Raw genomic sequence first — 25,541 nt, forward strand, 5'->3', positions numbered from 1 at the left:
TCTAAAAATCTGATAATCTATTAAGGCAATCTTTGCCATGCTCGTTTCATAAATTTATATGACCTGGCTTAAATTTGCAACCCGGTTGATATGAAAATCATTACCAAATATCTGGACTAGCCTGAAATGCCAACTCCATACCAATCCAACGAACATGGCGAGGGGTGCCGCAACATGAACATGGATAAATGCCTGCATCCTGGTTATCCTAAAGCTTCAGGAAGCAATAACTTTGATATAAATATGGACAATGGATACCCCAAAGAGAAGATGGTTCTATGAACTAACACCAATTAGTTTGCATACAACAAATTTAAAATAAAAACCTTTCTCACACAAAACATCAAGGCAACCTGGATTCGTCCAATATATTTCATAAAATACTAACAATCTATTTATTATCTCATATATATTTTTTCGTTTTTTCCTTTGACCAGCTCATCAGATTTCGAAATCCAAATATTTTAACTATATTTGTGGCGCAGAAACAATCTGCAATGTTCTTTCTAATTCTTAATTTGACTGATTCATAAAATATCGTGTTAAAATGTTGAGCGCGGTCTAAAAAGCATCTTTGCCGCCAAACTCATTGTTGTTTTAAATTTTTGAACTGAGCATGACAAGGTTTGTTACAAAAGTTGATATATAAAATCAATCACGCGAGTTTTATCCGACTTTAAAAATAAATTTCATACAGATGAAACGAGCATGACAAAGATTGTCACAAAAGAGAGTATGTATAAAGCTCAACCATGCGAGTTCCATTCGGCCAATAACTTAGATAAATTTCATACGGATGAATCCTCATTAACAACAAGTAAAATCCGGTACAAAATTAAAATGCCTTGATTTTGACAAAATATGCTTTTTATACTGTACTCATAACAGGATATTTACAAAATGAACAGTTAATAACCGATTATTCACCAAACTGAATATTATGGCAATTTTCACAGCAAATCAACAACGAATTGCAAACAAGATTGATTCGTCATCCGAATTATCGAATTGGCGTGACTGGAAGTGGCACCTGAAACATTCGATAAAAACCATTGACAAATTTGAGGAACTGACGGGAATAAAGTTTTCGGCCGACGAAAAGAAACAGCTTGAAGAAACCAAAGGAAAATTTCCACTCTCTATTACACCCTACTACCTGTCTCTTATTAAAAAAGAAAATTTCCGGAACGATCCCATTTACAAGCAATCCTTTCTCGATAACAGGGAATTAAAAGTGACCGCATACGAAATGGGGGATCCACTATCCGAAGACACCGATAGTCCGGTTCCCGGCATTACACATCGGTATCCCGACCGGGTTTTGTTCCATGTCAGCAATGTGTGCGCTATGTATTGCAGGCATTGTACCCGTAAACGTAAGGTCGGCGACAAAGACTTTGTGCCGGGAAAATCACAGATAGAGATTGGATTGGACTACATCCGTAAAACGCCACAGGTACGCGACGTGTTGTTGTCGGGAGGTGACCCTTTCTTACTTTCGGACGATTATCTCGACTGGATTCTGACCGAACTCGAAAAAATTGAACATGTACAGGTAGTCCGTATCGGAACAAGAACACCAGTGGTTTTGCCTTACCGCATCACCGAAAATCTGGTAAACATGCTGAAGAAGCACCATCCCCTGTGGATAAACACACATTTTAATCATCCCAGGGAAATCACTTCATCATCGAAAGAGGCCCTTCGAAAACTGGCAGATGCCGGAATACCATTGGGTAATCAGTCGGTTCTTCTGGCCGATGTTAATGACTGTCCCCGTATTATGAAAGACCTGGTGCATAAATTAGTGGCCAACCGGGTACGTCCCTATTATCTGTATCAGTGCGACCTGTCGGAAGGTTTGTCGCATTTCCGTACGCCCGTTGGTAAAGGCATTGAAATTATTGAGAGTCTGATTGGACACACCAGTGGTTTTGCCGTACCCACATACGTGATTGATGCACCCGGCGGCGGCGGTAAAATTCCGGTAATGCCTAACTACATCATTTCATGGTCAACCAACAGAGTTATTTTGCGTAACTACGAGGGCGTTATTACTTCTTACAAAGAGCCCGATAACTACAGTCCGACAACATGTAACCGTGATTGTGAAAATTGCAATCTGGAGTTGGATTTACAGGAAGGCTATGAAGAAAATGCCATTGGCATCGAAAAGCTTCTTTCCGATTATGATGAAGCCATATCATTGGTACCATCGGACAATGAACGGATTCAAAGAAGAGGAGATAACAATAATGGACAAGAGTGAACGCATCGGACAATCGACCATTCAACACGGTAGTGAAAGCAACCGCGTCTATTTAATGGATTTGTGGCCGTCCGATTTTCCCGAAATTATCGAAAAGATGGACACCCTGGCAAAAACCCAAGGGTACACCAAACTATTTGCCAAGGTGCCATCCCGTTTCGGGCCGCAATTCCGTATGGCAGGTTATGAAACGGAAGCCATAGTTCCGGGCTTTTTTAACGGTATCGAAGACGCCTTGTTCGTCGTGAAATATAATGACCCGGAACGCAGAAATCCCGACAAAAAGGAGATGGAACTTTTTCAGGAATTACTCCTGTCCGACATAAATGCCGATGCTCCGGAATTAGACAATTCCCATGTTTTGAGACTGTTAACCCCCGAAGATGCAGGGGAGATGACAGCGGTATTTTCGCAGGTATTCGACAGCTATCCTTTCCCGATTTTCGATGCCGGTTTCCTTAAAAAAGAGATGCATGAAGAAACCCGTTATTTCGGGGTTTTTCAAAATGGAGAACTGGTGGGGATAAGCTCGGCCGAATGTAATGAAAGGCTAAAGAATGCTGAAATGACTGATTTTGCAGTACTCCCATCTCAAAGGGGGAAAAAAATCGCCATTCATCTTCTCAGAGCTATGGAGGATTACCTGATGACGCAGGGTTTTAAATCGTTTTACACCATAGCCCGGTTAAAATCACCCTCTATGAACAAAACGTTCATGAACAACCATTATCGTTATACAGGTACCCTGGTCAACAATACGCAAATTGCCGGGCAAATAGAAAGCATGAACGTATGGTATAAAATCGTTTAACACCTGAGCTCAAACAATCAGCCGGTCTTCTGCCGAAAAGTAATTTTTTAACCAAACAAATCTGGTTACTATGCATATAGCCGACTTCATTATCATCTTCCTGTATTTAGCTGCGATGTTAATGGTTGGACTATGGTTCCACCGGAAAAATGAAAATACGGAAGACTTTTTTGTAGGCGGTCGCAAAATGACGCGGTGGCACCTCGGACTATCGGTTGTAGCTACAGATGTCGGGGGCGGTTTTTCAATTGGTCTTGGCGGACTTGGTTTTGTTATGGGATTATCGGGTTCATGGATTTTATTTACAGGTTTGGTGGGTGCCTGGCTGACGGCCGTTGTCCTCATTCCCAGGGTATACAAAATCGCATTCACAAGTAAGTTCCAGACCTTTCCCCAGCTGCTCAGTCATCATTACGGGAAAAATGTGGCCTTTTGGGCGGGCATTATCAGCGCCATTGGCTACCTTGGATTTACCAGCAGCCAGATACTGGCCGGCGCAAAACTTACAGCAGGTACCATCGACGGCCTTTCTGTTAACAATGCTGCTCTGATCATGGGAGTAATTGCCGTTGTCTATACAGCTTTAGGAGGCATCAAAGCCGTTATATATACCGACACCGTTCAATGGGCAATACTTCTCTCGGGGCTGACCTTTGTGGGCGTTCCTTTTGCACTACACAGCGTAGGTGGTTTAGATGTGCTGCGCGAATCCGTTGATAAGGAAATGCTACAATTAACCAATATCAAAGGATCAGTAATTGTTAACTGGGCATTTTCCATTATACCTATCTGGTTTATCGGGATGACACTTTATCAGCGAATATATGCTGCATCATCCAGGAAAGAAGCACAAAAAGCATGGTTTCTGGCCGGATTATTTGAATATCCGGTAATGGCGTTCCTTGGCGTATTTCTGGGGCTAATGGCAAAAGTATCGATTGACCAGGGAGTGATACCCGGTGCAGAAGCTGCAACAATAGACAGTGAAACGGCAATGCCCATGATGTTAAAATATATCCTGCCAACGGGTGCACTCGGAATAATCCTGGCATCTTATTTCTCAGCCATCCTGTCCACCGCCGACAGTTGTCTGATGGCATCGTCGGGAAATTTTGTCAGTGATATTTTTAAAATAAAAAGATCGGACAGCACACTGAAAGTATCACAGATAATGACATTTGTTTTAGGCGCTTTAGCATTGACACTTGCCCTGTATATGCCAAGTGTCCTGGATTTAATGCTGTTGTCCTATTCATTTATGGTAAGCGGATTGTTTGCACCGGTAATAGGTTTCATTTTCTTTAAAAACCCGAAGCCCAATGCAGGTCTTCTTTCTATGGCTGCAGGTGCTGCCGTTTTCGGATTCTTTCATTTCTCAGGCATACCTCTCCCATGGGAATTTGACCCCGTTGTTCCCGGAGTATTGGCTTCGCTGATCACCTTATTCATCGTTCAGAAGTGGAAATAAAGAACTGAGCCCAATCTAAAAAGCATCTTTGTTGCCAAACTCGTTGTTGTTTTAAATTTTTGAAACGAGCAGGACAAGATTTGTCACAAAAGAACATGTATAAAACTCAATCATGCGAGTTCCATTCGACCAATAATTTAGACTAATTTTGTACGAATGAATCCTCATTAACAACAAGTTAATTCCGGCACAAAAATTTAAAACGCCTGGATTTTGACAAAAATATGCTTTTTATACTGCACCCAGAACTTAAACGCAGATGCTTCGTGTCAGTGACTGCTTTTAATTCTGGTCATTACCTCCTTCAGGCTCGAAATCACCGGTAATAAGAGGCATCTCATCGTTTGCTGTGCTTTCAATTTCAAGCATTTCAATCAAAAGATCCAGTGTGTTTCCAATTCTTTCAAGTTCCTCTTTTGAGAGACCCTTTAGTTTTTCATCGAGACGTTGCTGAAGCAGATCGGGCGTCTGCTCAAGCAGGGCATCTCCGGAAGAAGTAAGCGCAATATGCATCACCCGTTTATCACCCGACTTGGGTAAACGGGCCAGAAACCCTTTTTTTTCGAGTCTGCCGATAATCCCTGTAACCGTGCTCGAATTCAGATTCAGGTGGTCGCGAATGGATTTCTGTGTGGCCTGATAACCGGGTGAATTTTTCAGATATTCAAGACACAGAATCTGCGGAATACTGACACCAAAGTCTTTCTGTACTTTCTTCGACTCGAGGTTAATCGAACGGACAATTCTTCTGATTTTAATCAAAATATCCTTGTAATCCATTTTATTACAATTGATTATAGAAACAGGTCATTGGGATTTTAAAACGCCTTGATTTTGACAAAAATATGCTTTTTATACCGCACTCTTTTATATTTTACATAATCTATAAACATAAGAGCCCTTCAGGCTCCGTATTCCTCAAACAAAAAGGCGGGACCCGGAAGTGAGTCATAAGTTTATAGAACAAAGTATATCAAGATTCTACGAATCGTCTTACATTTTATATCTAAAAATGAGTGTAGTATAAAAAGCCTTCAAACTGCTGATTTTTACCATTTTTACCCCTGACTCCTAAAGGGGAACTGCTAAAAATCAGCAGTTTGAAAAAGTCCCCTTTAGGGGATTCAGGGGTCAAAAGGTTTTTTAGACTGCACTCAAAGATCCAATGCCCGATTCATTGTTATAGAACCAGCAAATTCTCTTTCAGCCGGTAAATTTCAGCAGGTTCATACCTGCTGGTCAATCTTACACAATGCTTTGCATTCAACTCACTAAATGCTTCCAACGCAATTTCGGGCCGGTTATTTTCAGCCGATAAATGAGAAAGAAAAACAACTTCCAAATGTTCCGATCCGTAATGCTTTAGTAATTCAACGGCCTGATTGTTTGATAAATGCCCGTATTCCGAAGCTACCCTGTTTTTAAGATACCAGGGATAAGGCCCGTTCCATAGCATATCTTCGTCGTAATTCGACTCAAGAAAGACAGCATTACAGGCTGAAAAATGCTCCGTCACGTTCCGGCAAGGTTCGCCAATGTCTGTCATTACGCCGACATTGGTCCCTTCATACTCTATCCTGAAACTACACGGTTGAGCAGCATCATGCTGTTTGGAGAACGTATGGATTCTAAACCCCCCGATATCAACCACATCCCCCGGTTCAAAATTAACAATTTTCGCAGGACGATCGGGACGCCAGCTTTTTTCAAAAGTTGCCGTGGTTATGTAAACTGGTACATTCAACTGCTTACTCAAAACCCTGACACCCCGAAAGTGGTCGGCATGTTCATGCGAAATGAAAACAGCCCGTATTTTTGTTGCATCTATCCCCCGCACACGCATACGTTCCATCACCTGCCGTCTGCTTATCCCGACATCGACAAGAACTGCATCTTTTTGGTTTCCAATATAATAACAATTACCGTTACTTCCCGAGGCCAGAGCGCATATTTCTAACATATAATATTACAATTAGTACAAGTTATTGGCCTGACAAAACTCTTCCCGGGCTATCGGGACTCGTTTCTTACTTTATTTGAAATTCAGGCGAAGCACCTTTTACGTACTTTATTAACAAATCAGATAATAACTCAAGGGCTGCTTTCAATCTTTCACTGTCACCGTCAAAAGCAGGGATAATCATCAACACCCTTTCAGTATCCTCATCAATAAGAGTGCGTACCGAATCGCTGGTGGGCGTTCCAAAAGCGCCCTTATCATCCCTGAAAACCGGAAGGTTCTCGATATTCAATTGACCTCTTCCAATGCCTTCATAAAGTTCTCCGGCATTACCAATCCCTAAGGAAACGTCTCCCTCAATCTTGTCAAAATCGTAACCACAAATAGAATAACCTGTTCGAACCGATGCAAGATTCAGACAATCTACCACGGAATTGACGTGATAAAGTCCTTTTCCTTTACTTATCCTGCGCAACAGCGACTCAGCAGCAGGCCTGTACCGGTTAGGATCTTTCCCGAGTGCCTTGTAGGCATCCCTGGCGCTTTTCACAGCCTCCATATTCCTGATGGTTTCAGCATCAAGCAGCCGGGCCGGTTGTTCTGTCTGCTCATCCAGTACGGAAACAAGATTCTCTCCGGAAGGTGTCACCAAAACAGGAGAATAGAGTATTCCCAGTTTAAGATTTGGCAATTTGTTATGAAGCAAAGTTTGAATTTCAATCTGTGGTAAGGGCATATCAACCTTTGATTTGGCTTTTTACGAATGTGCTAAAATACCAATTTTTTCAGATATAGAAATGTTTTTCTGTGCCGGAGTTCAAAATCCCCCGCCCTTTTTGTATTTTTGGTGCCTTACAAAATCAATTCTGCGATGCCACAAAAAATGCCCGTAAAACCGGAAGCCTTTTTGTTCGACATGGATGGCGTATTATACAAATGCGCCACTGGGCATTGAATCGGCCGTTAATGCGGGAATCTATACCATAGCCATCAATACCGGGCCCCTCGAAAAAGAAACGCTCAAGAAGGCCGGAGCCGACAAAGTTGTTGACACAACAGAACAATTACAAAAATTCCTGCATAACATCATACCAACAGACCGTTAAATTTTCTCCTAAACCAAAAATGCGTAACAGCTTCTTTATTTCACCAGTTTAGAAATGGCTTTAAACTGTTCCGTACCGGAATAACGGCAAAGTTCAAAAAGGATTGATTCGTAACTCGTCACTAATACACCTTCCTGAACAAGACGGGTTATAGCAATGCGCTTGTTCTCAGGGTTACGGGAAGCGACGCAATCCTCTACCACTATAGGACGAAAGCCCCTCTCTTTCAGGTCGATTGCCGTTTGAAGCAGACAAATATGCGCTTCAATACCGGCAAGAATGATGTCCCGCTTTGAAGAGATTTCGATCTTCTCCATAATTCCGGGATCGTCGCAACAACTAAAAGCTGTTTTTTCACTGGGCGGATAATCTTTTACGAGCCTGGCCAGCGAAGGGATGGTCTCTCCCAGTCCTTTTTTATATTGCTCAGTAACGATAACCGGGACATTCAGCAATTTAAAGCCATCCACCAATATCGAGATGTTCTGTTCCAATTGCTGAAATTCATGAATATGCGGAAACAATTTTTCCTGAACATCCACAACCATAGCCAAAGCATTTTCTTTTAATATTCTCATAACAATCCAAATCTTTTAAAAGCAGACAAATCAAGGTTTTCAAATCTTCCGAAAAAGTCGAACAGTTCTTCTGCAATCTTCTGAACACCACCGCTCTCATTCGATTCAATATTGAGTGCCAGAACAGGATCATGTAATGACAAACGCAGCAAGAACCATCCATCCTGCCCTGGCCCCGAGCATTTAACACGAACACCTTCATAATTCTCGGGAAGTAAATCCCAGTTGCTCTTATTTCCTGCCATAATGCCTGTTTCGGAAATAATATCGGAACCCGCCTGAATATAATCGGAAGATGTTATCATCAAACGAACCTCGCAGCTATCAACAGAATCAGGCAAATCTTTTATCAATTCATTCAACCGTTTACCCTTTGAACGTAAATTGGCAAGGGTTATAATCAGTTTTATTGCCGTATAAGCGCCATCATCAAGAAAATAATTCTCTTTAAAAGCGGCATGACCGGATGTTTCTATGGCAAGCCAGGTCTCCTGACCAATCCCGTTTAGCCGTACTGCTTCATTGATGACATTTTTATATCCCCGTTGATACCGATGGTGTTTACCGCCAAGATGTTCATTGATAAACCAGGATAATCCGTCTGACGTTATGGAATCCGTAACTATGGTACTTTCGGGATGCTCCTTTAAAACGATGGCAGACATCAGGGCGATCAATGAATTACGATTGACGGGCTTACCGGTATCATCAACAAAACCTGTGCGGTCGACATCAGTATCGAAAATAACACCCAAATCGGCGTTTGATTCTTTGACCTTATTAGAAAGAGAAACAATGGCTGTTGTATCTTCAGGATCAGGGGCATGATTGGGGAAATCACCGTCCGGTTCGAGAAACTGAGATTCAGAAACATCAGCTCCCAGAGATTGAAGTACTTCGGTAGCAAAAAAACCTCCACATCCGTTGCCTGCATCAACAACGATTTTCAATCCTTCAAGAGGTTTGTCGTACACTTCTGCGTGTTTAACGCCCTTTTTAACAACATCGGAAAGATACTCCGAATAAGTTTTCATAAAATCCTCGCGCACGATACTCCCTTTGTGCCTGACTTTATGAGGATTATTTTCGGCTAATTCCAGAATTTCGTTGATATCATTCTTATCAAGTCCGCCTTCAGAAGTAAAAAATTTCAGTCCGTTGTGGTTTTGAGGGGCATGACTCCCGGTAATCATTATTCCGGCATCAACGGGATTGTCGCCAAGCTGAGTCGACATAAACATTGCGGGGGTGGATGCAAGTCCGAAATCCACGACATCGGCACCAGCCACAGTCAACCCTTTGCAAAGCGCCTCCGACAACTCTGCTCCGCTATGCCGGCAATCCCGCCCCACGGAAATTCTCAGTTTGTCTTTCCCTGAAAAATATGTCTGCAACCAAATAACGAAAGCACGCCCGAGTTTTTCTATCACTTCAGGGCCAAAGTTCACCTGTTCTCCTTTCAGACCTTTGCGGGCAATGCCACGAATATCTGATCCATTGTGTAACGCTTTAAAATTGAATTGTTCCATACCAGTTATTTATTTTTTTCAAGAACAGCAGCTTTTCGCGATTTGTCGCCAAGATAACCGCCATGGTGCCTCAATGCGTAATCGTGATTGGTAAATCCTATCCGCTTCATCAGTAATACCACGAGTACATCGCCTATAACAGTCATCGTTGTGGTTGAAGTAGTGGGTGTAAGTCCCAGTGCACAAACTTCGGGAGGGTTACCTGTAAAGATACAGGCTGTTGCAGCCTCTGCTAGTAAAGAATCCTTATTCCCGGTGATAACGACAAAAGGGATATCGGGTCTCAACCCTTTTGCCAGGTCAACGAGTTCAAGAATTTCTCTTGTTTTCCCCGAGTTAGAAATCAGTAGCATAACATCGTTTTCCTGAATGATTCCCAAATCGCCATGCTGGGCTTCGCTGGGATGCAAAAAAACGGACGGTGTCCCGGTACTGCTGAATGTAGTGGCCATATTATTGGCAATCTGGCCTGCCTTACCCATCCCGCTGGTAATTAGTTTACCCTTTTTTTTATGGACATACTCGTATATTAAATCGACGGCTTTCCCGAATTCGTCGGTAACCGGAATGGAAGCAACCGCTTTAGCTTCAGCTTCCAAAAGAGACTGTATTTCCTGTTTCTGCATTATTTTGTTTTTCTTAAAGTTATCGCAAAATAACAAAAAAGACACAAAGACCTTAACATTACTCAAGGTATATTGATTTGCGGGTTTTAGGTATAACCTCCCCTATTACGGATGCCTGGTTATGAATATTCGCTGATCTCAGATCATTAAGAACATCCTGTGCTTTATCCGGAGGAACGCACATCAATAATCCACCGGAAGTCTGAGCATCAGCAGCCAGCATTTTCAGATGGGGTTCCACAAGCTTTGCAACATGAAGATGCGGTTGTACATAACTAAGGTTCCTGAATGATGCACCGGGAATACAACCATCATTTGCCAGCTGGTCTGCCTGATCGATAATGGGTAAATCACGACTTTTAATCGCCAGACTCACATTACCGGCTTCAGCCATTTTAAGGGCATGTCCTAACAATCCGAATCCGGTAATATCTGTTGCACAACGTACCCCATGACGAACCATGACATCTCGCCCAAAATTATTCAGAACTTTCATTTGTTCAATGCCGTTACGGTAGGCATCTTCGCGAACCATGTTTAACCGTTGTGCCGCAACCAGCACTCCTATTCCAAGCGGTTTGGTAAGTATCAATACATCACCGGGTTTTGCAGCAGCATTGGTAATCAGCTTGTCGGGATGAACCGTACCAACAACCGCCAGTCCATACTTGGGAGGATGATCTTCAATGGTATGCCCGCCCATTATCAGACATCCGGCTTCCTTTACCTTACTTTGTCCTCCAGCCAATATTTTTTCAAAAACCGATATCGGCATCTGAGCAGATGAAAACATGAGCAGGTTCAGAGCCAGCAAAGGCGCCCCACCCATAGCATAGACATCACTCAGCGCGTTGGCAGCAGCAATTTCCCCGAACTCGAAAGGATCGGAGCAAATTGGAGGGAAAAAATCTGTAGTGAAAATAAGGGCGGTCTCATCATTTAGTTTATATACTCCGGCATCGTCATGAGTTTCGATATCAACCATAATATTCGGATGCTGCATCTGCGGGAGTTTAGACAAAATTCCCGCCAGCTCGGCAGGGGGCAATTTAGCCGAACAGCCACCATATTCAACGGTTTTAAGCAAATCTGTATCCTGACTGCTCATAAATCCTCCTTATTATGTATTTCAAATTGAATGTTGTTTTCTTTTAAAACCACTTTACACTTTTCTGTGTTTTCTGCCTCCACCTCCAGGCACATACCACATTCCGATGAAATATGTTCCGGAACCGGAAGTACACGGCAAGCGATATCGTGCTGACGGCATAGTGCATCCGCCTTCATGACCTTATGCACGTTTGTAAATAATAATATCGGCATTGGCGAAATGTTAGACGTTTGAAGTTCGAGTTTTGATGTTCGAGGTCGGGAAACAGAAGGTTAAATAAAACCTTCCAGTACACGGGACGATAAAATCGGGAAGCTTACTTCAATACCTCCTCAAGTACATCTCCCAGCTTCTCCAGATCATCATTGGTATGCCATGGAGAAAAAGCAAAACGAGCCGACCCCGTGGGAAATGTATCCAGATATTTATGCGCCTGTGGAGCACAGTGTAATCCCGAACGTATCTCGATTCCAAATTTGTCATAAACCCGCCGGGCAATGGTTGACGGAGGGTAAGCACTATGTGCTATCGAAAACAGGCCTCCCTGATGTTGAAAATCATCCGCACCCAAAATCCGAACATCTTTTATCCGTCTGAGCCGTTGAATCAATTCCTTAAATTTTTCTCTTGTCCATTCCTGCTTGGGACGATGATTTAATGCCGCCAGTAATCCGGATAAACCTACCGTGTTATGGGTTCCGGCTTCATATTTATCGGGGGAAAACTGCGGCATTTCAAAACTTTCGGAACGACTCCCTGTACCGCCGAAAAAAAAAGGTGACAACTTTTCCGGATTCCTCACAAAGAATCCACCCGTGCCGGTGGGACCAAGAAGTCCCTTATGTCCTGTAAACGCAATAAAACCGGCGCCCCACTTATCTCCTTGAACGGGCTCATTGCCAAGCGATTGCGTCACATCTACAACCAAGGGAATTTGTCCGGTATATTGCCGAAGCTCATCCACGGGTTGCAAAACACCATTAACATTACTTTGGTGATTAACAATGATTAAACGGGTTTTGGAGGATATTACTTCCGGAACTTTTTCGGGAATAATCCGACCGTCGGTTCCCGCCGGCAACAATTTCCAGGTAACATCAGCTTTTTCTGAAAGCCTTTGCAAAGGGCGCATCACGGCGTTATGTTCCAGCGGTGAAACCAACACTTCGCATCGATGTAAATCCAAACCCGAAATTATTGCATTCAAACCAACGGTTGCATTGGCAGTAAACACAATGTTACCTGATTCTGAAACTCCCAGCATTTCACCAATGGCATTGCGGCACTGCTCAACAATCATTGAAGTCTGATAAACACGTCCGTAAGCAGCACGGCCATAAGTGCCTCCCAACTTGCGGAGAAATTCATCCATCGCTTTACCGACTTCAACCGGCTTTGGCCAACTGGTACTGGCATTATCAAAATATGTATTGGAAAATGTTATCATCTTTTTTACAGATATATAACATGTCCGGCCTCAGCAAGTATATTGGCAATTTGGTACATGTTGCTGATACGACCAACTGCCACTTTCTCTTTTGCTTCATAAAAGTCCACACAAGTGCCGCAAACAATTACGGTTACCCCTTTGTCTTCCAGTTCACCCAAAGCGATGGCAGTGTCGGTATCCTTCAACGCCAGATTGATGCCACCGTTATACATAATTATATGGGTGGGTAAATTATCCATCCCTTTGAGGGCATTAAAATATCCACGGATTAACAAACGTCCCAATTCTTCATCGCCTTCTCCCATCCGGTAGCTTCGGGCTACCACGACGTAATCGTCTGAAGGTGCAGGCACTCCGGGAGCAGAACAATAAGCTTCCGGATTTTTTTCAGATTTTTCGGGCGATTCAGGTGGCTTTGTTGCTTCCACCAAATACTCCCCTCCTTTTTGTTCGGCCACAGGATTGGCTCCCAGATCGGACAAAAAGCTCATCAGGTTTTGAAAAGATGTTTCATTGTCAGAAATCACCAGAATTTTTTCGCCTTCCTTTACTTCCCTCAAGCCGTTCCGGGCCATAATGAGGGGTTCAGGACAAAGTTTCCCTTTGGTATCTATTGTAAGCATAACTCAATTTAGATTTTATTTTCACTGCCGAAGCATCCGGCTTATCCTCATTCTCTTTAATAACCAAAAAAGGCTTCTTCCTTTTGGCCAATGAATTGGTATACCCTTTATCGTAATATTGCAAAGTGATATCCGCAACCTTTCGGTAGTTTCCACAATCGAGTGCTTCAAGCGCCTCTTTTGTACGCAAACCACCCAGTCGCTTCTCTATCTTTTTTACCGATTGTGCCAGCAACTCCTTACCAAAACAGCCATATTCCTTTACAAGTCTGTCAAGTCGTTTTTCACGTTCCAACTCGAACATCACCAGGGGCGAATCCATCAATATTCCGAACAACATATCCGGAATAAAAACCCGTCCTATGTTGTGACTTTCACCTTCGACCCATATAAAGCGTTCCGGATCAAAGTGACGAAGAACATCATGAATATCATTCTCAAACTGTTCACTGGTAGGTTGCTTCTTCTGGCCCAGGGCTCCAAAGGCCGATCCTTTATGATTGGCAAGGCCTTCAAGGTCGAGAACCTGTTCCCCCTGATCAGCAAGTGCCTTTAAAACATCGGTTTTACCGCTCCCGGTTGGTCCGCCCAAAACAATAAAATTCCATTTCCCTTGTTTCAGCATCTCCCTGAAGGAAGCCCTGTATGCCTTGTAACCCCCTTCCAGCAGATAAGTGTCAATCCCCACCGTCTCAAACAACCACGCCATACTGGCACTTCTCATTCCACCCCTCCAGCAGTGGACAAGTAATTTTCCTTCAACGGCAAGCTCCAAAGCTTTTTTAGCCATTTGTGACATTACAGGACCAACAAACTCCAAACCTTTAAGAATGGCATGATTCCGTCCCTGTTTCTTGTATATAGTGCCAACAACAGCTCTTTCTTCATCAGAAAAAAGAGGCAAATTCACTGCACCCGGAATATGTCCTTTTGCATGCTCGGAAGGTGTACGAACATCTACAACCGGATATTTCTCAGAAGCCTTTAAGAATTCGTATGGTGACAAAGAATTTGCCATAAACAATATAAATTACTATGTCTGATCCTAAAAAAACTATTTTTGTCAAGGTTGAGTTACGGAATTTTTTGAACCGGAGTTAGCTAATTGTTAATGAGAATTTAAAAATTTCCTACAGCAATGAAATTGACAAAAAATCTTTCCAGGAGTGGACTCATCACTCAAAGTGTAACATTCCAGGTATCGTCCATGTGATTCTTCCAATCGCTGTATTTTTCAGCTCCTCCCCTAACTTTCCAGTCGGAATCAACTGTAAGACGCGAACTTATGCCTCCTCTTGGATTACAAACCATAACAATGCGAATGCGATCGGGATTATATACCTCCATTAGATGATCATAAAAAATATTTATCAAACGCTCATAGGAAACAGTAATATTTCTCAAAGCGTGAACATACATCTTGAGTGATTTAAGCTCAATAATTTTATCAGTCGGATAAAACGTGATGTACACATCTGCAAAATCGGGTTGATCCTTCACCCCCAAAAAAGTAAACTCGGGGATTTTTATCTTTATTTCATAAGCCTCCCTGGTTGGATTGGGAAGCGCTTTCAGAACACGCTTGTCGATGTCTTTGTAGGTCAATGTTTTTCCTGTCATTATCAGTTACTTTTTATTTTTTTCTGATGCAGATGCAAAGTTAATAATTTAAGAGAAACAAAAATTTTGGCGAATGTAAGGTGTTTCACATATCTTTGCGGCCGGAAACCTGAAAAATATATTTGTGGGACGCTCAAGAAGAAACAAACCATTACTGGAAAGAGTGGTAATCAGCGACATAGCTGCCGAAGGAAAAGCTTTGGGAAAAGTAAATGACACAGTAGTTTTTGTTCCCCTGGCCGCCCCTGGCGACGTAGTTGATGTACAGGTCACAAAAAAAAGAAAAAGATATTACGAAGGAAGGCCGGTACGGTTCCATCACCTTTCCGACATCCGCACAGAACCTTTTTGCAGGCACTTTGGGATATGTGGCGGATGCAAATGGCAACACATTCCCTATAACGAACAATTAAAGTTCAAACAACGGGAAGTATGGAACAATCTTAAGCGCATCGGGAAGGTTGAATTGCCCGAAATATCACCCATCCTGCCATCCCCCGAAGAACGTTTCTACCGCAACAAACTGGAGTTTACCTTCTCCAACAGGCGCTGGCTATCGCCCGAAGAGATGGAATCGGATGAAATTATCAGCAACAAAAACGGACTGGGGTTCCATATACCAGGAATGTTCGATAAGGTAATCGATATTGAAGAATGTCATCTTCAACGCACGCCCTCGAATGAGGTAAGACTTGCCGTCCGAAATTTTGCACTTGAAAATAACTGGCCATTTTTCGATCTGAAAACTCAGGAGGGCTTTTTGCGTACGCTTATCATCCGCACAAGTAGTACGGGAGAAGCCATGGTTATTATCGTTTTTTATCATGATGATAAAAAGAAACGAGAACAGCTTTTCGAACATCTCATTAAAAAATTCCCGGATGTTACATCATGGATGTATGTAATCAATGAAAAAGCCAACGATACTATAACAGACCTGAAGGTTCATCTCTTCTCAGGAAGGGATCATATCTTTGAAGAAATGGAGGGACTGAAATTTAAAATTGGCCCAAAATCGTTTTACCAGACCAATTCTCTCCAGGCGTACAATTTATATAAAGTCGCCCGCAGTTTTGCAGGTCTTACAGGCAACGAAACCGTTTATGATCTTTACACAGGAACAGGAACCATAGCCAACTTTATAGCCCATAACGCCAGAAAAGTTATTGGCATTGAATATGTTCCCGAAGCCATTGAAAATGCAGAAGAAAATTCAGAACTGAACGGGATTTCAAACACCAGATTCCTGGCCGGCGACATGAAAGATATATTGACGTATGATCTGTTTGAAAAAGAAGGCTTCCCCGATGTTTTGATCACCGACCCTCCACGCGCCGGAATGCACGAAGATGTAGTAAGAACCATTTTGAATGCAGCCCCCGAAAAAGTGGTATATGTCAGTTGCAACTCCGCCACTCAGGCACGCGATATTAACCTTCTGGATGCACGCTATAAAGTCAGCGCACTGCAACCGGTAGATATGTTCCCTCATACCCACCATGTGGAGAATATCGCCCTGTTGGAAAGAAAATAAGAAAACACATCGGATTTTAGTGATCTTTCCATTTTTTTCATTACCTTTTGATAACTATTGTAATTACCAAATAATCAAAAAGCCATGAGTAACGAGCATTATATCGAACACTATGGAAACCTGCTGAAACAGGAGACTTTACGTACACTTGAAGACAAAATCTGGCCGAATACCTTTGTGCTGGAAGCTCCAGAACCATTTCCGGGTTTCTATAATTATTATTCCGATCACCCGGTTGAAAGCAAACCACTATACCTTTATTTGGTACTAAAAAAATTGTACACGCTCGAGGATATTACCCGGGCCACACAGAACATTCAAAAATATTTCAAAACCGATTTTAATGCAACTCCGGGTGTTGTTCACATTTTTAACCGGAAGATTGATGTCATCCGGGTAAGACATCTGGATAATTTTTCTCAGATAATCGATTTGCAAAGAGGTTACATGGATGAGGGGATTGAATTCAAGAGCAAACCCAACAGAAAAGTTGAAGGTCCGGCAATTATCAGGATTAAAAAATTCTTCATTCTCGAAGAAAAACAACCAGGTATATTCTTCGACATGGTAGAAAAAGACCATGGTTATTTCCTGATTCCCAAACAGATTACCTGGAAGCATTTCGAAAATATTACAAAGCAGGTAAAGTTTAACTGGGACAGACCATTTTTCGACGCAGCCATCGGGCATTTCCATGTCAAATTCGGAATTCAGGATATGATCCGCATCTATTATCCCGAAATGAGCGAAGACTATCTCATCGAAGTCAGAAAAAAATATCTTGAACGAATAAAATAATTACAGAGCAAACATTAACAATTATGAGTACAGTATAAAAAGCATATTTTTGTCAAAATCAAGGCGTTTTAAATTTTTTGTGCCGGAGTTAACTTGTTGTTAATGAGGATGCAAAAATTTAAAACAACAACGAGCTTGGCAACAAAGATGCTTTTTAGACCGGGTTCAATTATATAATGCAGCATTATTCCCTTTTGCTGCATTTTTTATAGTTTTGAAAGAAAAAATGCAACATTTCGGCAGATTCAAAAATGTGCTGTTTATTCTTCTTTTAGCAGGCTTTATTTCCACATCGTGCCAGCATCAGGAAAAGCCACATTTTTCATCATCGGAGATTATAGAACTGGATAGCAGTATTGCCGCCTCTCCTCAGATTGAGTCCTACATCGCACCTCTCCGCGATTCAGTTGAAACAATCATGAACGAGATAATCGGGCAGACTAAAAAGAAAATGTTTCCCAAAAAACCAGGAACAGCGCTCTCGAATTTTATTGCCGACCTGCTTCGCGATGCGGCAAAAAACGAAATTCGGAAGAGCAATAAAGGAAATCTGCCGCTTATTTCTGTTATCAACATAAATGGACTTAGGGCCCCATTGCCTAAAGGAAACATTACTGTCGGAAATATTTACTCGTTGATGCCTTTTGAAAACCAGTTGGTCATTTTGAAGTTATCGGGAGAAGAAATCACTGAATTGTTCAATCACATCGGAACTTCGGGTGGTGACGGCATAGCCGGCGCAACTTTCACTTTCAGGAATCAGCAGGTTCTGAACCCGAAAATTAACGAGAACCCCTTGAAAAACGGCCAATTCTATTATGTAGCGACATCAGACTATCTCGCCAGCGGTGGCGATCATTATACCATTTTCACCAAAGCTTCTGAAAAACATACATCGAAACATAAAATAAGAGACCTTATTATTTCACACATCCGCGAGCTGACAAGTCACGGCATAATAATAAACCCAACGGATGAAAAAAGAGTTATTCTGGAATAACACGTTCCAACAGATCGTTAGATGTATAGATATAGTTTAGTCAGTAGTTTTTAGTCAGTAGTTTTTAGTCAGTAGTTTTTAGTCAGTAGTCAGTAGTCAGTAGTCAATAGTGGAGATTTTCAGGCACTGATACACTCAAGAAACTACCCAATGCACATAAATATCATTTTGAAAAGCTTATGATTTTAGTTAGATAAAAGTAACCGAGAGGCAGAAGTAATAAGTTTTGTAGAAAAGAATATATCAGTTTGTTCTGAAAATTTGCCAGCTTAGCAAACATCTGACCCAATACAATAAGTGATTGATATAAATCTATTTTCATCTTGAGTTAAATAAAAGTATCTGACAACCTGAAGGCAGAAGAAAAAACGACCAAATGAAACGAGCATGACAAGGTTTGTCACAAAAGAACATGTATAAACACCATCTAACCTCTAATCATTCTAAGAAACCAAAAACAAGGAACAGATTCTTCGTCGTTACCTCCTCAGAATGACACTGAGCACTCTGTCATTCTGAGCGGAGCGAAGAATCTAACATCAATTAAAGTATGATAAGTTGCATTATTCCAATAACTTAGACTAATTTTATACGGATGAAACGAGCATGGCAAGGTTTGTCACAAAAGAACATGTATAAAATCAATCATGCGAGTTCCATCAGACCAATAACTTAGACTAATTTTATACTGATGAAACGAGCATGACAAGGTTTATCACAAAAGAACATATATAAATCCTTGCATGCGAGTTCCATCCGACCTTAATAAATAAATTTTATACGGATGAAACATAATCGTAGACAATTCATAAAAACACTCATAGCCGGAGGGATGGCAACAGCCCTTCCTTTCCGATCTGTGGGTGGAAATAACAATCATTCTCTCACCATTTTACATACCAACGACGTACACAGCCATCTTGATCCCTTCCCCCCGGATCATCCGGAATTTCCCAATATAGGTGGATTTGCCCGGCGTGCTGCCTTAATAGAACAATTGCGAGAGAAACATCCGAATCTGATATTGGTTGATGCAGGAGACATATTTCAGGGGACACCCTATTTCAATTTCTTCGGAGGGGAACCCGAATTGAAACTGATGTCGGACATGAGATATGACGCCGCTACCATTGGAAATCATGAATTCGACAATGGCCTGACTCACCTTGCCGACCAAATGAAACATGCCAAATTCCCCTTCATTTGTACCAATTACGATTTCAGTGACACCATTTTAAAAGGGAAAACACTTCCGTGGAAAATCATTGAAAAAGGTGAATTCAGAATTGGCTTATTAGGTCTGGGAATAAATCCGGACGGATTGATCTCACCATCCAATTATGAAGGAATGAAATGGCTCGACCCGGTACAAACGGGAGAAGAAACAGCCCGTTTCCTTAAAAAAGAAAAGAAATGCAATCTTGTAGTGGCCATCTCACATCTCGGATACGAGAGTACTCCCGACAGGCCTGAATCGGATATTAAAACTGCCCGGCAGACCTCATCAATCGATATTATTATTGGCGGACATACTCACACGTTCATGAAAAAGCCGGATATAATAAAGAACAAAGACGGGCAGGATGTAATCATTAACCAGGTTGGATGGGGAGGCGTAATGCTGGGGCAAATCGATGTTTCAATGACCCGGGAACAACCCGAAATTTTGGCAACTCAGCATTTCATCAGATAAAAACAAAGGAACACCGTTGTAATGCCCCTTTTGCCTAATTATTTTATCCAGCTATTCAATAGGCAATTGCCGCTTAAATGACTCATCAAGAGAAATAATGGTCTCGGTTGAAGAAATTCCGGGTATATTTTGAAGCCGGTCGTGTAAAATACGTTTCAGATGTTCGTTGCTCCTGGCAAAAATCTTGATAAACATTGCATATTCCCCGGTGGTATAATGACATTCCACAACCTCTGGAATTTCTTCGAGCATTTTAACCACTTTGTCGAACAAGCTGGCCTTTTTTAGAAAAATCCCAATAAAAGCACAGGTATGATAACCAATTTTGCCGGGATTAATAATAAATTCAGACCCCTTAATAACACCCATATTCATCAATCGCTGAATACGTTGATGAATAGCTGCCCCTGACACCTTACATTCCCGGGCTACTTCAAGAAATGGAATTCGTGCGTTTTGAGTGATCATCGACAAAATTTTTTTGTCGAGACTATCAATCTGTAAATTGCTCTCCATATCAAAAAATGACAAATGTTAGAATTTAAAAGTTTTCCTGCTTATTTAATAATGATTCTTGTCGAATTTAGAATTAATTATCCAATATTCCAACAAAATATGCATAAAAACAGGTGGTAATAAATTATAAACTTTCAATTTCACTTTTAATTTGAAAAACTTCCAACCAATTCTTTAAAATCATCGCCACTCGGGTTTTGAAACACGCGAAGCTCAAACAGCGGAATAATGGCCAGTATATGGTCGAAGATGTCGGCCTGAACACTTTCATATTTAGCCCACTCCTGTTCTCCGGAAAAAGCGTATATCTGCACAGGCAGGCCTTTCTCAGTGGGTGCCAGGTGACGTATAATAAGCGTCATTTTCTCATTAATCTTGGGATGATTAGCCACGTAATTCTCAAGATATTTTCTGAAAACGCCCAGGTTGGTCATTCTTCTTCCGTTAACAGGAAGCGACTCATCAATATTGTGTGTGCGGTTGTACTCTTCAATCTCTTTCTGCCGCTGATCGATGTAGTCCTTTAAATGATGTATTTTCCTGAACTTTTCGAGCATCTCGGGAGTACAAAACTTTACACTACGAATATCAATGTGTACGGCCCGGGCAATTCTTCTTCCACCCGACTCTTCCATTCCCCGCCAATTAACAAAAGAGTTGGAAACCATAGCATAGGTGGGGATGGTGGAAATGGTTTTATCCCAGTTGCGTACTTTCACCGTATTGAGTGTTATTTCCATAACCGTGCCGTCAGCATTATGACTGGGCATCGATATCCAGTCACCAACTCGTACCATCCGGTTTGCCGAAAGCTGTATCCCTGCCACCAATCCGAGAATAGAATCTCTGAAAACCAACATCAGAACAGCCGCCATAGCACCCATTCCGGCCAGAATGGAAAGAACCTCTACATTAAAAATAATAGATACTGCAACAAGCACTGCTACAATTATGGCGATCAAATGAATTACCTGAAGATATCCTTTAATAGGTCTTTCATGCGCAAACGGAAAAGTATTGTAAATATCTTCAAAAGCATTGAGCAATGCTCTGAAGCTCATTACAATTACCGCCGTTAAATAAAGCGAAACAACATCCTGAAAAATCTTCAACTTTTCAGGATGATCGCCCCAGAACCAATCCGAAAGAAGATATATGACTATTACAGGAGCCAGGTGAGACAAACGGTGAAAAACCTTTCGCTGAACCAGAAAATCATCCAACTTAGATTTTGTTCTTCTTACCATTCTGATGACCGCAAAAAGAAAAAACCTTCTTGCTATAATGTACGCGAGATAGGATAATAACAGTATTATCAATCCCGATACCAGGAATTCGATAACTCCAATCCAATAATCAGAAATATTCAATGGCTCGACTTGCTGATAAAACCATTTTGAAAACCAATCTGATTTTGCACTTACCTCATCCATTTTTATACAATTCAAAAAATTATACATATATTTATGCATCCCTGGTGATAATCAGGAAAGCTCAAAATCGGGTAAACGTTCAAGAAACAAACAAATATGAGCCCGAACCAAAAAGCATCTTTGTTGCCAAACTCATTGTTGTTTTAAATTTTTACCTCCTCATTAAACGGGTTGACTACTGTACAAAAATTTAAAACGCCTTAATTTTGACAAAAATATGCTTTTTATACCGTACCCATACATTTTAAATTGAATTTTATACCGATAAAACGAGCATGGCAAAGTTCCCCACAACAAGAATATGTATAAACACCATCTAAACTTTAATCATCAAAGAAACCAAAAACAGGAAACAGATTCTTCGTCTTGCCTCCTCAGAAAGACATTAGACAGTCTGTCATTCTGAGCGGAGCGAAGAATCACATCAGTGGTAAAGAGTCTTTGAATGATAAAAAACGGCTAAAGGAACTTGTTGTAACAAGGGAAAGATTCTTCGTCGTTACCTCCTCAGAATGACACTGAGCGCTCTGTCATTCTGAGCGGAGCGAAGAATCTAACATCAATTAAAGTATGATAAATTGCATCATTCCAATAACTTAGACTAATTTTATACGAATAAAAATGTTAGGATTGTTAAACTGTTAGCTAATGTAACAAAACTTATAATATTTTAACAACTAATACATTAACAATATTAACAACTTTAACAATTCTAACAGCCGTAACAATTTATTAAAAGTAAGATAAAATGAGCATGACAAGCTTTGTCACAAAAGAACATGTATAAAACTCAATCATGTGAGTTCCATTCGACCAATAACTTAAGTAAATTGTATACGAATGAAAATCCGTTTTCGAATTTTATTATTGCTCTTTTCATATTTCTTTACGACAGGAGCAAGTACCATAGGACAGACACAACATCATTTCAACTACCGGCAAACGCTTAGAATTGATTTTGTGCTGTCAGGAGATCATGAGCAACAGCAATCTGCTATTGCAGTATATAAAAAATCACCTGGTTACAGTGCCGGCCAAAATCAAAACACTCCATCTTTCGACTATGGAACTTACAGACTGGTCCTTCTAAATCCTCAAACCGATGATACCCTTTTTCTCAAAGGATTTTGTACTCTGTTTGAAGAATGGAGGACAACCGAACAGGCCGGAAAGGTATCCCGCGCTTTTGAACAAACCGTTGAAGCGCCCTGGCCAATTTCTAAAGTCCGGATTTTGATTGAATTCAGAAAAAAAGACGGTCAATTTGTTACACTCATCAATGAGTTGTTCTCTCCCAAAGAGACTGTTCCTGTAACTCAGATAATTCCTGATGAAAATCAGGCTGAGATAATACACGGCATCAACAATCCTGACGAACAAGCCGATCTTCTCATCCTTGCTGAAGGGTACACCAAAGATGAAAAAGAAAGCTTTTTGCACGATGCAAAAAATATAACCGATTACCTTTTCAGTATTGCACCCTATACGAATTTAAAAGACAAAATAACGGTCAGAGCATTACATACAATATCTGCAGAGGCAGGAACCGATGATCCTGTCAGAAATATCCGGAGAGAAACAGCAATGAACAGTTCGTTCAACACATTCGGTTCCGACCGCTACCTGGAAAGTTTCAGCACATGGACAATATATGATTATGCCGCCGGAGTACCGCATGATCATATCATTGTGCTTGTAAATACTTCAAAATATGGTGGTGGCGGGGTATACAATCATTTCTCAATTGTGTCGGCCCGGCACCCGTCATCGCCCGAAGTGTTCGTGCACGAAACAGGACATGGGCTGGCCGGACTTGGCGATGAATATTATTATAACGATTCTCCTATCCCCGATTTTTTCGATAAAGAAAGTGAACCATGGGCGCCAAACCTGACAACCCTGGTAAATTTTGACATCAAATGGAAACATTTGGTGCCGGATACTGTTCCAATTCCAACACCCCCAACTCCAAAATATAAAAATGTCACCGGAGTTTTTGAAGGTGCCGGCTATTCGGCAAAAGGAATCTACCGCCCGGCACTCAACTGCAGAATGAAGTCGAACGAAGCCGAAGGATTTTGTGAAGTTTGCCGCCAATCAATAAAAAGAATTATTAATTTTTACGCACAATAATAATATAACACTATGAATTATCTTGCCAACGAAAAGCGCTACGAAACAATGAATTACCGCCGTTGCGGAAAGAGCGGCATTAAACTGCCGGCCATATCGCTTGGCCTGTGGCACAATTTCGGCTCTGTGGATGTTTTTGAAAATGGTCGTAAAATTTTGCATCATGCATTCGATAACGGAATTACACATTTTGACCTGGCCAACAATTATGGTCCGGTTCCCGGCAGTGCGGAAGAAAATTTCGGGCGCATTTTAGCTACCGATTTTAAACCCTATCGCGACGAAATGATTATTTCAACAAAAGCCGGCTACCTGATGTGGCCGGGCCCTTATGGCGAATGGGGTTCCAGAAAATATTTGCTGGCCAGCCTTGATCAGAGTCTGAAGCGAATGGGACTCGACTATGTGGATATTTTTTACTCTCACCGTCCCGATCCCGACACCCCCCTCGAAGAAACTATGGGTGCACTGGCTCAGGCGGTAAAACAGGGAAAAGCGCTATATGCCGGAATATCCAACTATAATGCCGAAATGACGCAAAAGGCCGAAAGCATTCTTCGTGATATGGGAATACCATTACTGATCCATCAACCACGGTACAATATGCTTGACCGCTGGGTTGAAGAAGACGGCCTTCTGGATGTTCTTGGGAAAAGAGGCGTCGGTTCCATTGTATTTTCCCCGCTTGCCCAGGGATTATTGACCGATAAATACCTGAAAGAAATTCCTGCCAATTCAAGAATGGCCAACCCGCATGGTTTCCTGCAACGTGAAGCATTAACACCCGAAATTCAGAAAAAACTGAACAAACTTAACGATCTTGCAGCCCAAAGAGGTCAGTCTCTTGCCCAAATGGCTCTTGCCTGGCTGTTGAAAGACAACCGTATCACCTCGGTACTGGTCGGAGCCAGCAGTGTAAACCAGTTAAGTAACAATCTGGAGGCGCTTAACAATCTTACCTTTTCCGATGAAGAACTCAAAAAAATCGAAGAAATATTGAAACAATAAATCTGCTATCATTCTTCCCCCTTGCAGAATAAAGATTATTCTTCTACTGCAAGGGGAATTTTTGCTTACTAAAACGAGCATGGCAAAGATTGTTGTAAAATTGTTAGGACTGTTAGATTGTTAGGATTGTTAGCTACTGTAATAAAACTCATAACATTCTAAAAACTAAAAATTAACATATTAACAACTTTAACAATTTATTAAATGTAAGATGAAACAAGCATGACAAGGTTTGCCTTAATAGATTATTAGATTTTTAGATTTAAGATTTAAGA

24 protein-coding genes are annotated in these 25,541 nt (G+C 41.4%); 10 read left to right on the top strand and 14 right to left on the bottom strand.

Annotated elements, in window-relative coordinates; genetic code table 11:
• Positions 1-940: 940 nt before the first annotated feature.
• The 3 genes from kamA to ATH1_RS0118095 all read left to right on the top strand — a co-directional run bounded on the left by kamA (position 941) and on the right by ATH1_RS0118095 (position 4,548).
• Complete coding sequence (kamA, locus tag ATH1_RS0118085; RefSeq protein ID WP_010415903.1) at positions 941-2,269, top strand: lysine 2,3-aminomutase; 1,329 nt, start codon at positions 941-943, stop codon at positions 2,267-2,269.
• Positions 2,223-3,080: a putative beta-lysine N-acetyltransferase gene (ablB, locus tag ATH1_RS0118090; protein WP_044114693.1), complete on the top strand. Its 858-nt coding sequence runs from the start codon at positions 2,223-2,225 to the stop codon at positions 3,078-3,080. The genes kamA and ablB overlap by 47 nt, the downstream gene beginning before the upstream one ends.
• 70 nt (positions 3,081-3,150) lie before the next feature.
• On the top strand, positions 3,151-4,548 hold the full coding sequence (locus ATH1_RS0118095) for a sodium:solute symporter family protein (RefSeq protein WP_010425042.1): 1,398 nt from the start codon (positions 3,151-3,153) through the stop codon (positions 4,546-4,548).
• A 282-nt stretch (positions 4,549-4,830) separates the two neighbouring features.
• Here the strand turns inward: ATH1_RS0118095 and ATH1_RS0118100 are convergent, their stop codons facing one another.
• From ATH1_RS0118100 to ATH1_RS0118110, 3 genes are all read right to left on the bottom strand, one after another.
• Entirely contained in the window at positions 4,831-5,328 is a 498-nt protein-coding gene (locus ATH1_RS0118100) for a MarR family winged helix-turn-helix transcriptional regulator (RefSeq protein WP_010415915.1), read from the bottom strand.
• Positions 5,329-5,728: 400 nt separating this feature from the next.
• Entirely contained in the window at positions 5,729-6,508 is a 780-nt protein-coding gene (locus tag ATH1_RS0118105) for an MBL fold metallo-hydrolase (RefSeq protein ID WP_010415918.1), read from the bottom strand.
• Between the two features lie 67 nt (positions 6,509-6,575).
• Positions 6,576-7,244, bottom strand: a complete 669-nt coding sequence (locus ATH1_RS0118110) for a B3/B4 domain-containing protein (protein WP_010415922.1) — start codon at positions 7,242-7,244, stop codon at positions 6,576-6,578.
• 184 nt (positions 7,245-7,428) lie between these two features.
• Between ATH1_RS0118110 and ATH1_RS0118115 the strand changes: the two genes are divergently transcribed.
• A complete protein-coding gene (locus ATH1_RS0118115; protein WP_010415923.1) occupies positions 7,429-7,614 on the top strand; it encodes an HAD family hydrolase in 186 nt (61 codons plus the stop codon).
• 35 nt (positions 7,615-7,649) lie between these two features.
• Here the strand turns inward: ATH1_RS0118115 and ATH1_RS0118120 are convergent, their stop codons facing one another.
• The 9 genes from ATH1_RS0118120 to ATH1_RS0118160 form a co-directional block, all read right to left on the bottom strand.
• Positions 7,650-8,192, bottom strand: coding sequence for a hydrolase (locus ATH1_RS0118120; protein ID WP_010415925.1), 543 nt, complete (start codon positions 8,190-8,192; stop codon positions 7,650-7,652).
• Positions 8,189-9,721 (bottom strand): phosphohexomutase domain-containing protein, encoded by a 1,533-nt coding sequence (locus ATH1_RS0118125; protein WP_010425044.1) that lies wholly within the window; start codon positions 9,719-9,721, stop codon positions 8,189-8,191. The genes ATH1_RS0118120 and ATH1_RS0118125 overlap by 4 nt, the downstream gene beginning before the upstream one ends.
• A gap of 5 nt (positions 9,722-9,726) precedes the next feature.
• Positions 9,727-10,347, bottom strand: coding sequence for an SIS domain-containing protein (locus ATH1_RS0118130; protein ID WP_010425046.1), 621 nt, complete (start codon positions 10,345-10,347; stop codon positions 9,727-9,729).
• A gap of 58 nt (positions 10,348-10,405) precedes the next feature.
• Positions 10,406-11,455: a selenide, water dikinase SelD gene (gene selD / locus ATH1_RS0118135; protein ID WP_010415928.1), complete on the bottom strand. Its 1,050-nt coding sequence runs from the start codon at positions 11,453-11,455 to the stop codon at positions 10,406-10,408.
• The gene (locus ATH1_RS0118140) at positions 11,452-11,670 is read right to left on the bottom strand and encodes a putative Se/S carrier protein (RefSeq protein WP_029163876.1); all 219 of its coding nucleotides are present in this window, start codon (positions 11,668-11,670) and stop codon (positions 11,452-11,454) included. The genes selD and ATH1_RS0118140 overlap by 4 nt, the downstream gene beginning before the upstream one ends.
• A gap of 104 nt (positions 11,671-11,774) precedes the next feature.
• Positions 11,775-12,905, bottom strand: a complete 1,131-nt coding sequence (locus tag ATH1_RS0118145) for an aminotransferase class V-fold PLP-dependent enzyme (RefSeq protein ID WP_010415932.1) — start codon at positions 12,903-12,905, stop codon at positions 11,775-11,777.
• A 5-nt stretch (positions 12,906-12,910) separates the two neighbouring features.
• Positions 12,911-13,531: a sulfurtransferase-like selenium metabolism protein YedF gene (gene yedF / locus ATH1_RS0118150; protein ID WP_010415935.1), complete on the bottom strand. Its 621-nt coding sequence runs from the start codon at positions 13,529-13,531 to the stop codon at positions 12,911-12,913.
• Complete coding sequence (mnmH, locus tag ATH1_RS0118155) at positions 13,494-14,549, bottom strand: tRNA 2-selenouridine(34) synthase MnmH (RefSeq protein ID WP_010415936.1); 1,056 nt, start codon at positions 14,547-14,549, stop codon at positions 13,494-13,496. Before mnmH ends, yedF begins: the two co-directional genes overlap by 38 nt.
• 161 nt (positions 14,550-14,710) lie before the next feature.
• Positions 14,711-15,151, bottom strand: a complete 441-nt coding sequence (locus tag ATH1_RS0118160; RefSeq protein ID WP_010415938.1) for a preQ(1) synthase — start codon at positions 15,149-15,151, stop codon at positions 14,711-14,713.
• A 124-nt stretch (positions 15,152-15,275) separates the two neighbouring features.
• On the opposite strand from ATH1_RS0118160, the gene rlmD reads away from it, so the two are divergent.
• From rlmD to ATH1_RS0118185, 4 genes are all read left to right on the top strand, one after another.
• Entirely contained in the window at positions 15,276-16,685 is a 1,410-nt protein-coding gene (rlmD, locus tag ATH1_RS0118165) for a 23S rRNA (uracil(1939)-C(5))-methyltransferase RlmD (protein ID WP_010415941.1), read from the top strand.
• Positions 16,686-16,769: 84 nt separating this feature from the next.
• On the top strand, positions 16,770-17,483 hold the full coding sequence (locus tag ATH1_RS0118170) for a hypothetical protein (protein ID WP_010415944.1): 714 nt from the start codon (positions 16,770-16,772) through the stop codon (positions 17,481-17,483).
• Between the two features lie 226 nt (positions 17,484-17,709).
• The gene (locus ATH1_RS0118180) at positions 17,710-18,483 is read left to right on the top strand and encodes a 5'-nucleotidase C-terminal domain-containing protein (protein WP_010415947.1); all 774 of its coding nucleotides are present in this window, start codon (positions 17,710-17,712) and stop codon (positions 18,481-18,483) included.
• 784 nt (positions 18,484-19,267) lie between these two features.
• Positions 19,268-20,176 (top strand): bifunctional metallophosphatase/5'-nucleotidase, encoded by a 909-nt coding sequence (locus tag ATH1_RS0118185; protein WP_010415949.1) that lies wholly within the window; start codon positions 19,268-19,270, stop codon positions 20,174-20,176.
• A gap of 51 nt (positions 20,177-20,227) precedes the next feature.
• Here the strand turns inward: ATH1_RS0118185 and ATH1_RS0118190 are convergent, their stop codons facing one another.
• Positions 20,228-20,692: an Lrp/AsnC ligand binding domain-containing protein gene (locus ATH1_RS0118190; RefSeq protein WP_081467405.1), complete on the bottom strand. Its 465-nt coding sequence runs from the start codon at positions 20,690-20,692 to the stop codon at positions 20,228-20,230.
• Between the two features lie 146 nt (positions 20,693-20,838).
• Positions 20,839-22,125 carry a mechanosensitive ion channel family protein gene (locus ATH1_RS0118195; protein WP_044114699.1) on the bottom strand — a complete coding sequence of 429 codons (1,287 nt, stop codon included), beginning with the start codon at positions 22,123-22,125 and terminating at the stop codon, positions 20,839-20,841.
• A gap of 840 nt (positions 22,126-22,965) precedes the next feature.
• On the opposite strand from ATH1_RS0118195, the gene ATH1_RS0118205 reads away from it, so the two are divergent.
• Positions 22,966-24,258 (top strand): M64 family metallopeptidase, encoded by a 1,293-nt coding sequence (locus ATH1_RS0118205; protein ID WP_010415957.1) that lies wholly within the window; start codon positions 22,966-22,968, stop codon positions 24,256-24,258.
• Positions 24,259-24,270: 12 nt separating this feature from the next.
• Entirely contained in the window at positions 24,271-25,266 is a 996-nt protein-coding gene (mgrA, locus tag ATH1_RS0118210) for an L-glyceraldehyde 3-phosphate reductase (RefSeq protein ID WP_010415959.1), read from the top strand.
• Positions 25,267-25,541 lie beyond the last annotated feature (275 nt).

The sequence above is a fragment of the Anaerophaga thermohalophila DSM 12881 genome (genome assembly GCF_000191885.1).
GTDB lineage: Bacteria > Bacteroidota > Bacteroidia > Bacteroidales > Marinilabiliaceae > Anaerophaga > Anaerophaga thermohalophila.

What these genes read in the sequence shown, in the direction of transcription:
- ATH1_RS0118100 (WP_010415915.1), bottom strand. Translation starts at nt 5,328, where the DNA reads ATGGATTACAAGGATATTTTGATTAAAATCAGAAGAATTGTCCGTTCG.
- ATH1_RS0118195 (WP_044114699.1), bottom strand. Translation starts at nt 22,125, where the DNA reads ATGGATGAGGTAAGTGCAAAATCAGATTGGTTTTCAAAATGGTTTTAT.
- ATH1_RS0118140 (WP_029163876.1), bottom strand. Translation starts at nt 11,670, where the DNA reads ATGCCGATATTATTATTTACAAACGTGCATAAGGTCATGAAGGCGGAT.
- ATH1_RS0118095 (WP_010425042.1), top strand. Translation starts at nt 3,151, where the DNA reads ATGCATATAGCCGACTTCATTATCATCTTCCTGTATTTAGCTGCGATG.
- selD (WP_010415928.1), bottom strand. Translation starts at nt 11,455, where the DNA reads ATGAGCAGTCAGGATACAGATTTGCTTAAAACCGTTGAATATGGTGGC.
- ATH1_RS0118125 (WP_010425044.1), bottom strand. Translation starts at nt 9,721, where the DNA reads ATGGAACAATTCAATTTTAAAGCGTTACACAATGGATCAGATATTCGT.
- ATH1_RS0118130 (WP_010425046.1), bottom strand. Translation starts at nt 10,347, where the DNA reads ATGCAGAAACAGGAAATACAGTCTCTTTTGGAAGCTGAAGCTAAAGCG.
- ATH1_RS0118170 (WP_010415944.1), top strand. Translation starts at nt 16,770, where the DNA reads ATGAGTAACGAGCATTATATCGAACACTATGGAAACCTGCTGAAACAG.
- ATH1_RS0118145 (WP_010415932.1), bottom strand. Translation starts at nt 12,905, where the DNA reads ATGATAACATTTTCCAATACATATTTTGATAATGCCAGTACCAGTTGG.
- ATH1_RS0118190 (WP_081467405.1), bottom strand. Translation starts at nt 20,692, where the DNA reads ATGGAGAGCAATTTACAGATTGATAGTCTCGACAAAAAAATTTTGTCG.
- ATH1_RS0118185 (WP_010415949.1), top strand. Translation starts at nt 19,268, where the DNA reads ATGAAACATAATCGTAGACAATTCATAAAAACACTCATAGCCGGAGGG.
- mnmH (WP_010415936.1), bottom strand. Translation starts at nt 14,549, where the DNA reads ATGGCAAATTCTTTGTCACCATACGAATTCTTAAAGGCTTCTGAGAAA.
- ATH1_RS0118105 (WP_010415918.1), bottom strand. Translation starts at nt 6,508, where the DNA reads ATGTTAGAAATATGCGCTCTGGCCTCGGGAAGTAACGGTAATTGTTAT.
- ATH1_RS0118160 (WP_010415938.1), bottom strand. Translation starts at nt 15,151, where the DNA reads ATGACAGGAAAAACATTGACCTACAAAGACATCGACAAGCGTGTTCTG.
- ATH1_RS0118205 (WP_010415957.1), top strand. Translation starts at nt 22,966, where the DNA reads ATGAAAATCCGTTTTCGAATTTTATTATTGCTCTTTTCATATTTCTTT.
- kamA (WP_010415903.1), top strand. Translation starts at nt 941, where the DNA reads ATGGCAATTTTCACAGCAAATCAACAACGAATTGCAAACAAGATTGAT.
- yedF (WP_010415935.1), bottom strand. Translation starts at nt 13,531, where the DNA reads ATGCTTACAATAGATACCAAAGGGAAACTTTGTCCTGAACCCCTCATT.
- mgrA (WP_010415959.1), top strand. Translation starts at nt 24,271, where the DNA reads ATGAATTATCTTGCCAACGAAAAGCGCTACGAAACAATGAATTACCGC.
- ATH1_RS0118180 (WP_010415947.1), top strand. Translation starts at nt 17,710, where the DNA reads ATGCAACATTTCGGCAGATTCAAAAATGTGCTGTTTATTCTTCTTTTA.
- ATH1_RS0118110 (WP_010415922.1), bottom strand. Translation starts at nt 7,244, where the DNA reads ATGCCCTTACCACAGATTGAAATTCAAACTTTGCTTCATAACAAATTG.
- ATH1_RS0118115 (WP_010415923.1), top strand. Translation starts at nt 7,429, where the DNA reads ATGGCGTATTATACAAATGCGCCACTGGGCATTGAATCGGCCGTTAAT.
- ablB (WP_044114693.1), top strand. Translation starts at nt 2,223, where the DNA reads ATGAACGGATTCAAAGAAGAGGAGATAACAATAATGGACAAGAGTGAA.
- ATH1_RS0118120 (WP_010415925.1), bottom strand. Translation starts at nt 8,192, where the DNA reads ATGAGAATATTAAAAGAAAATGCTTTGGCTATGGTTGTGGATGTTCAG.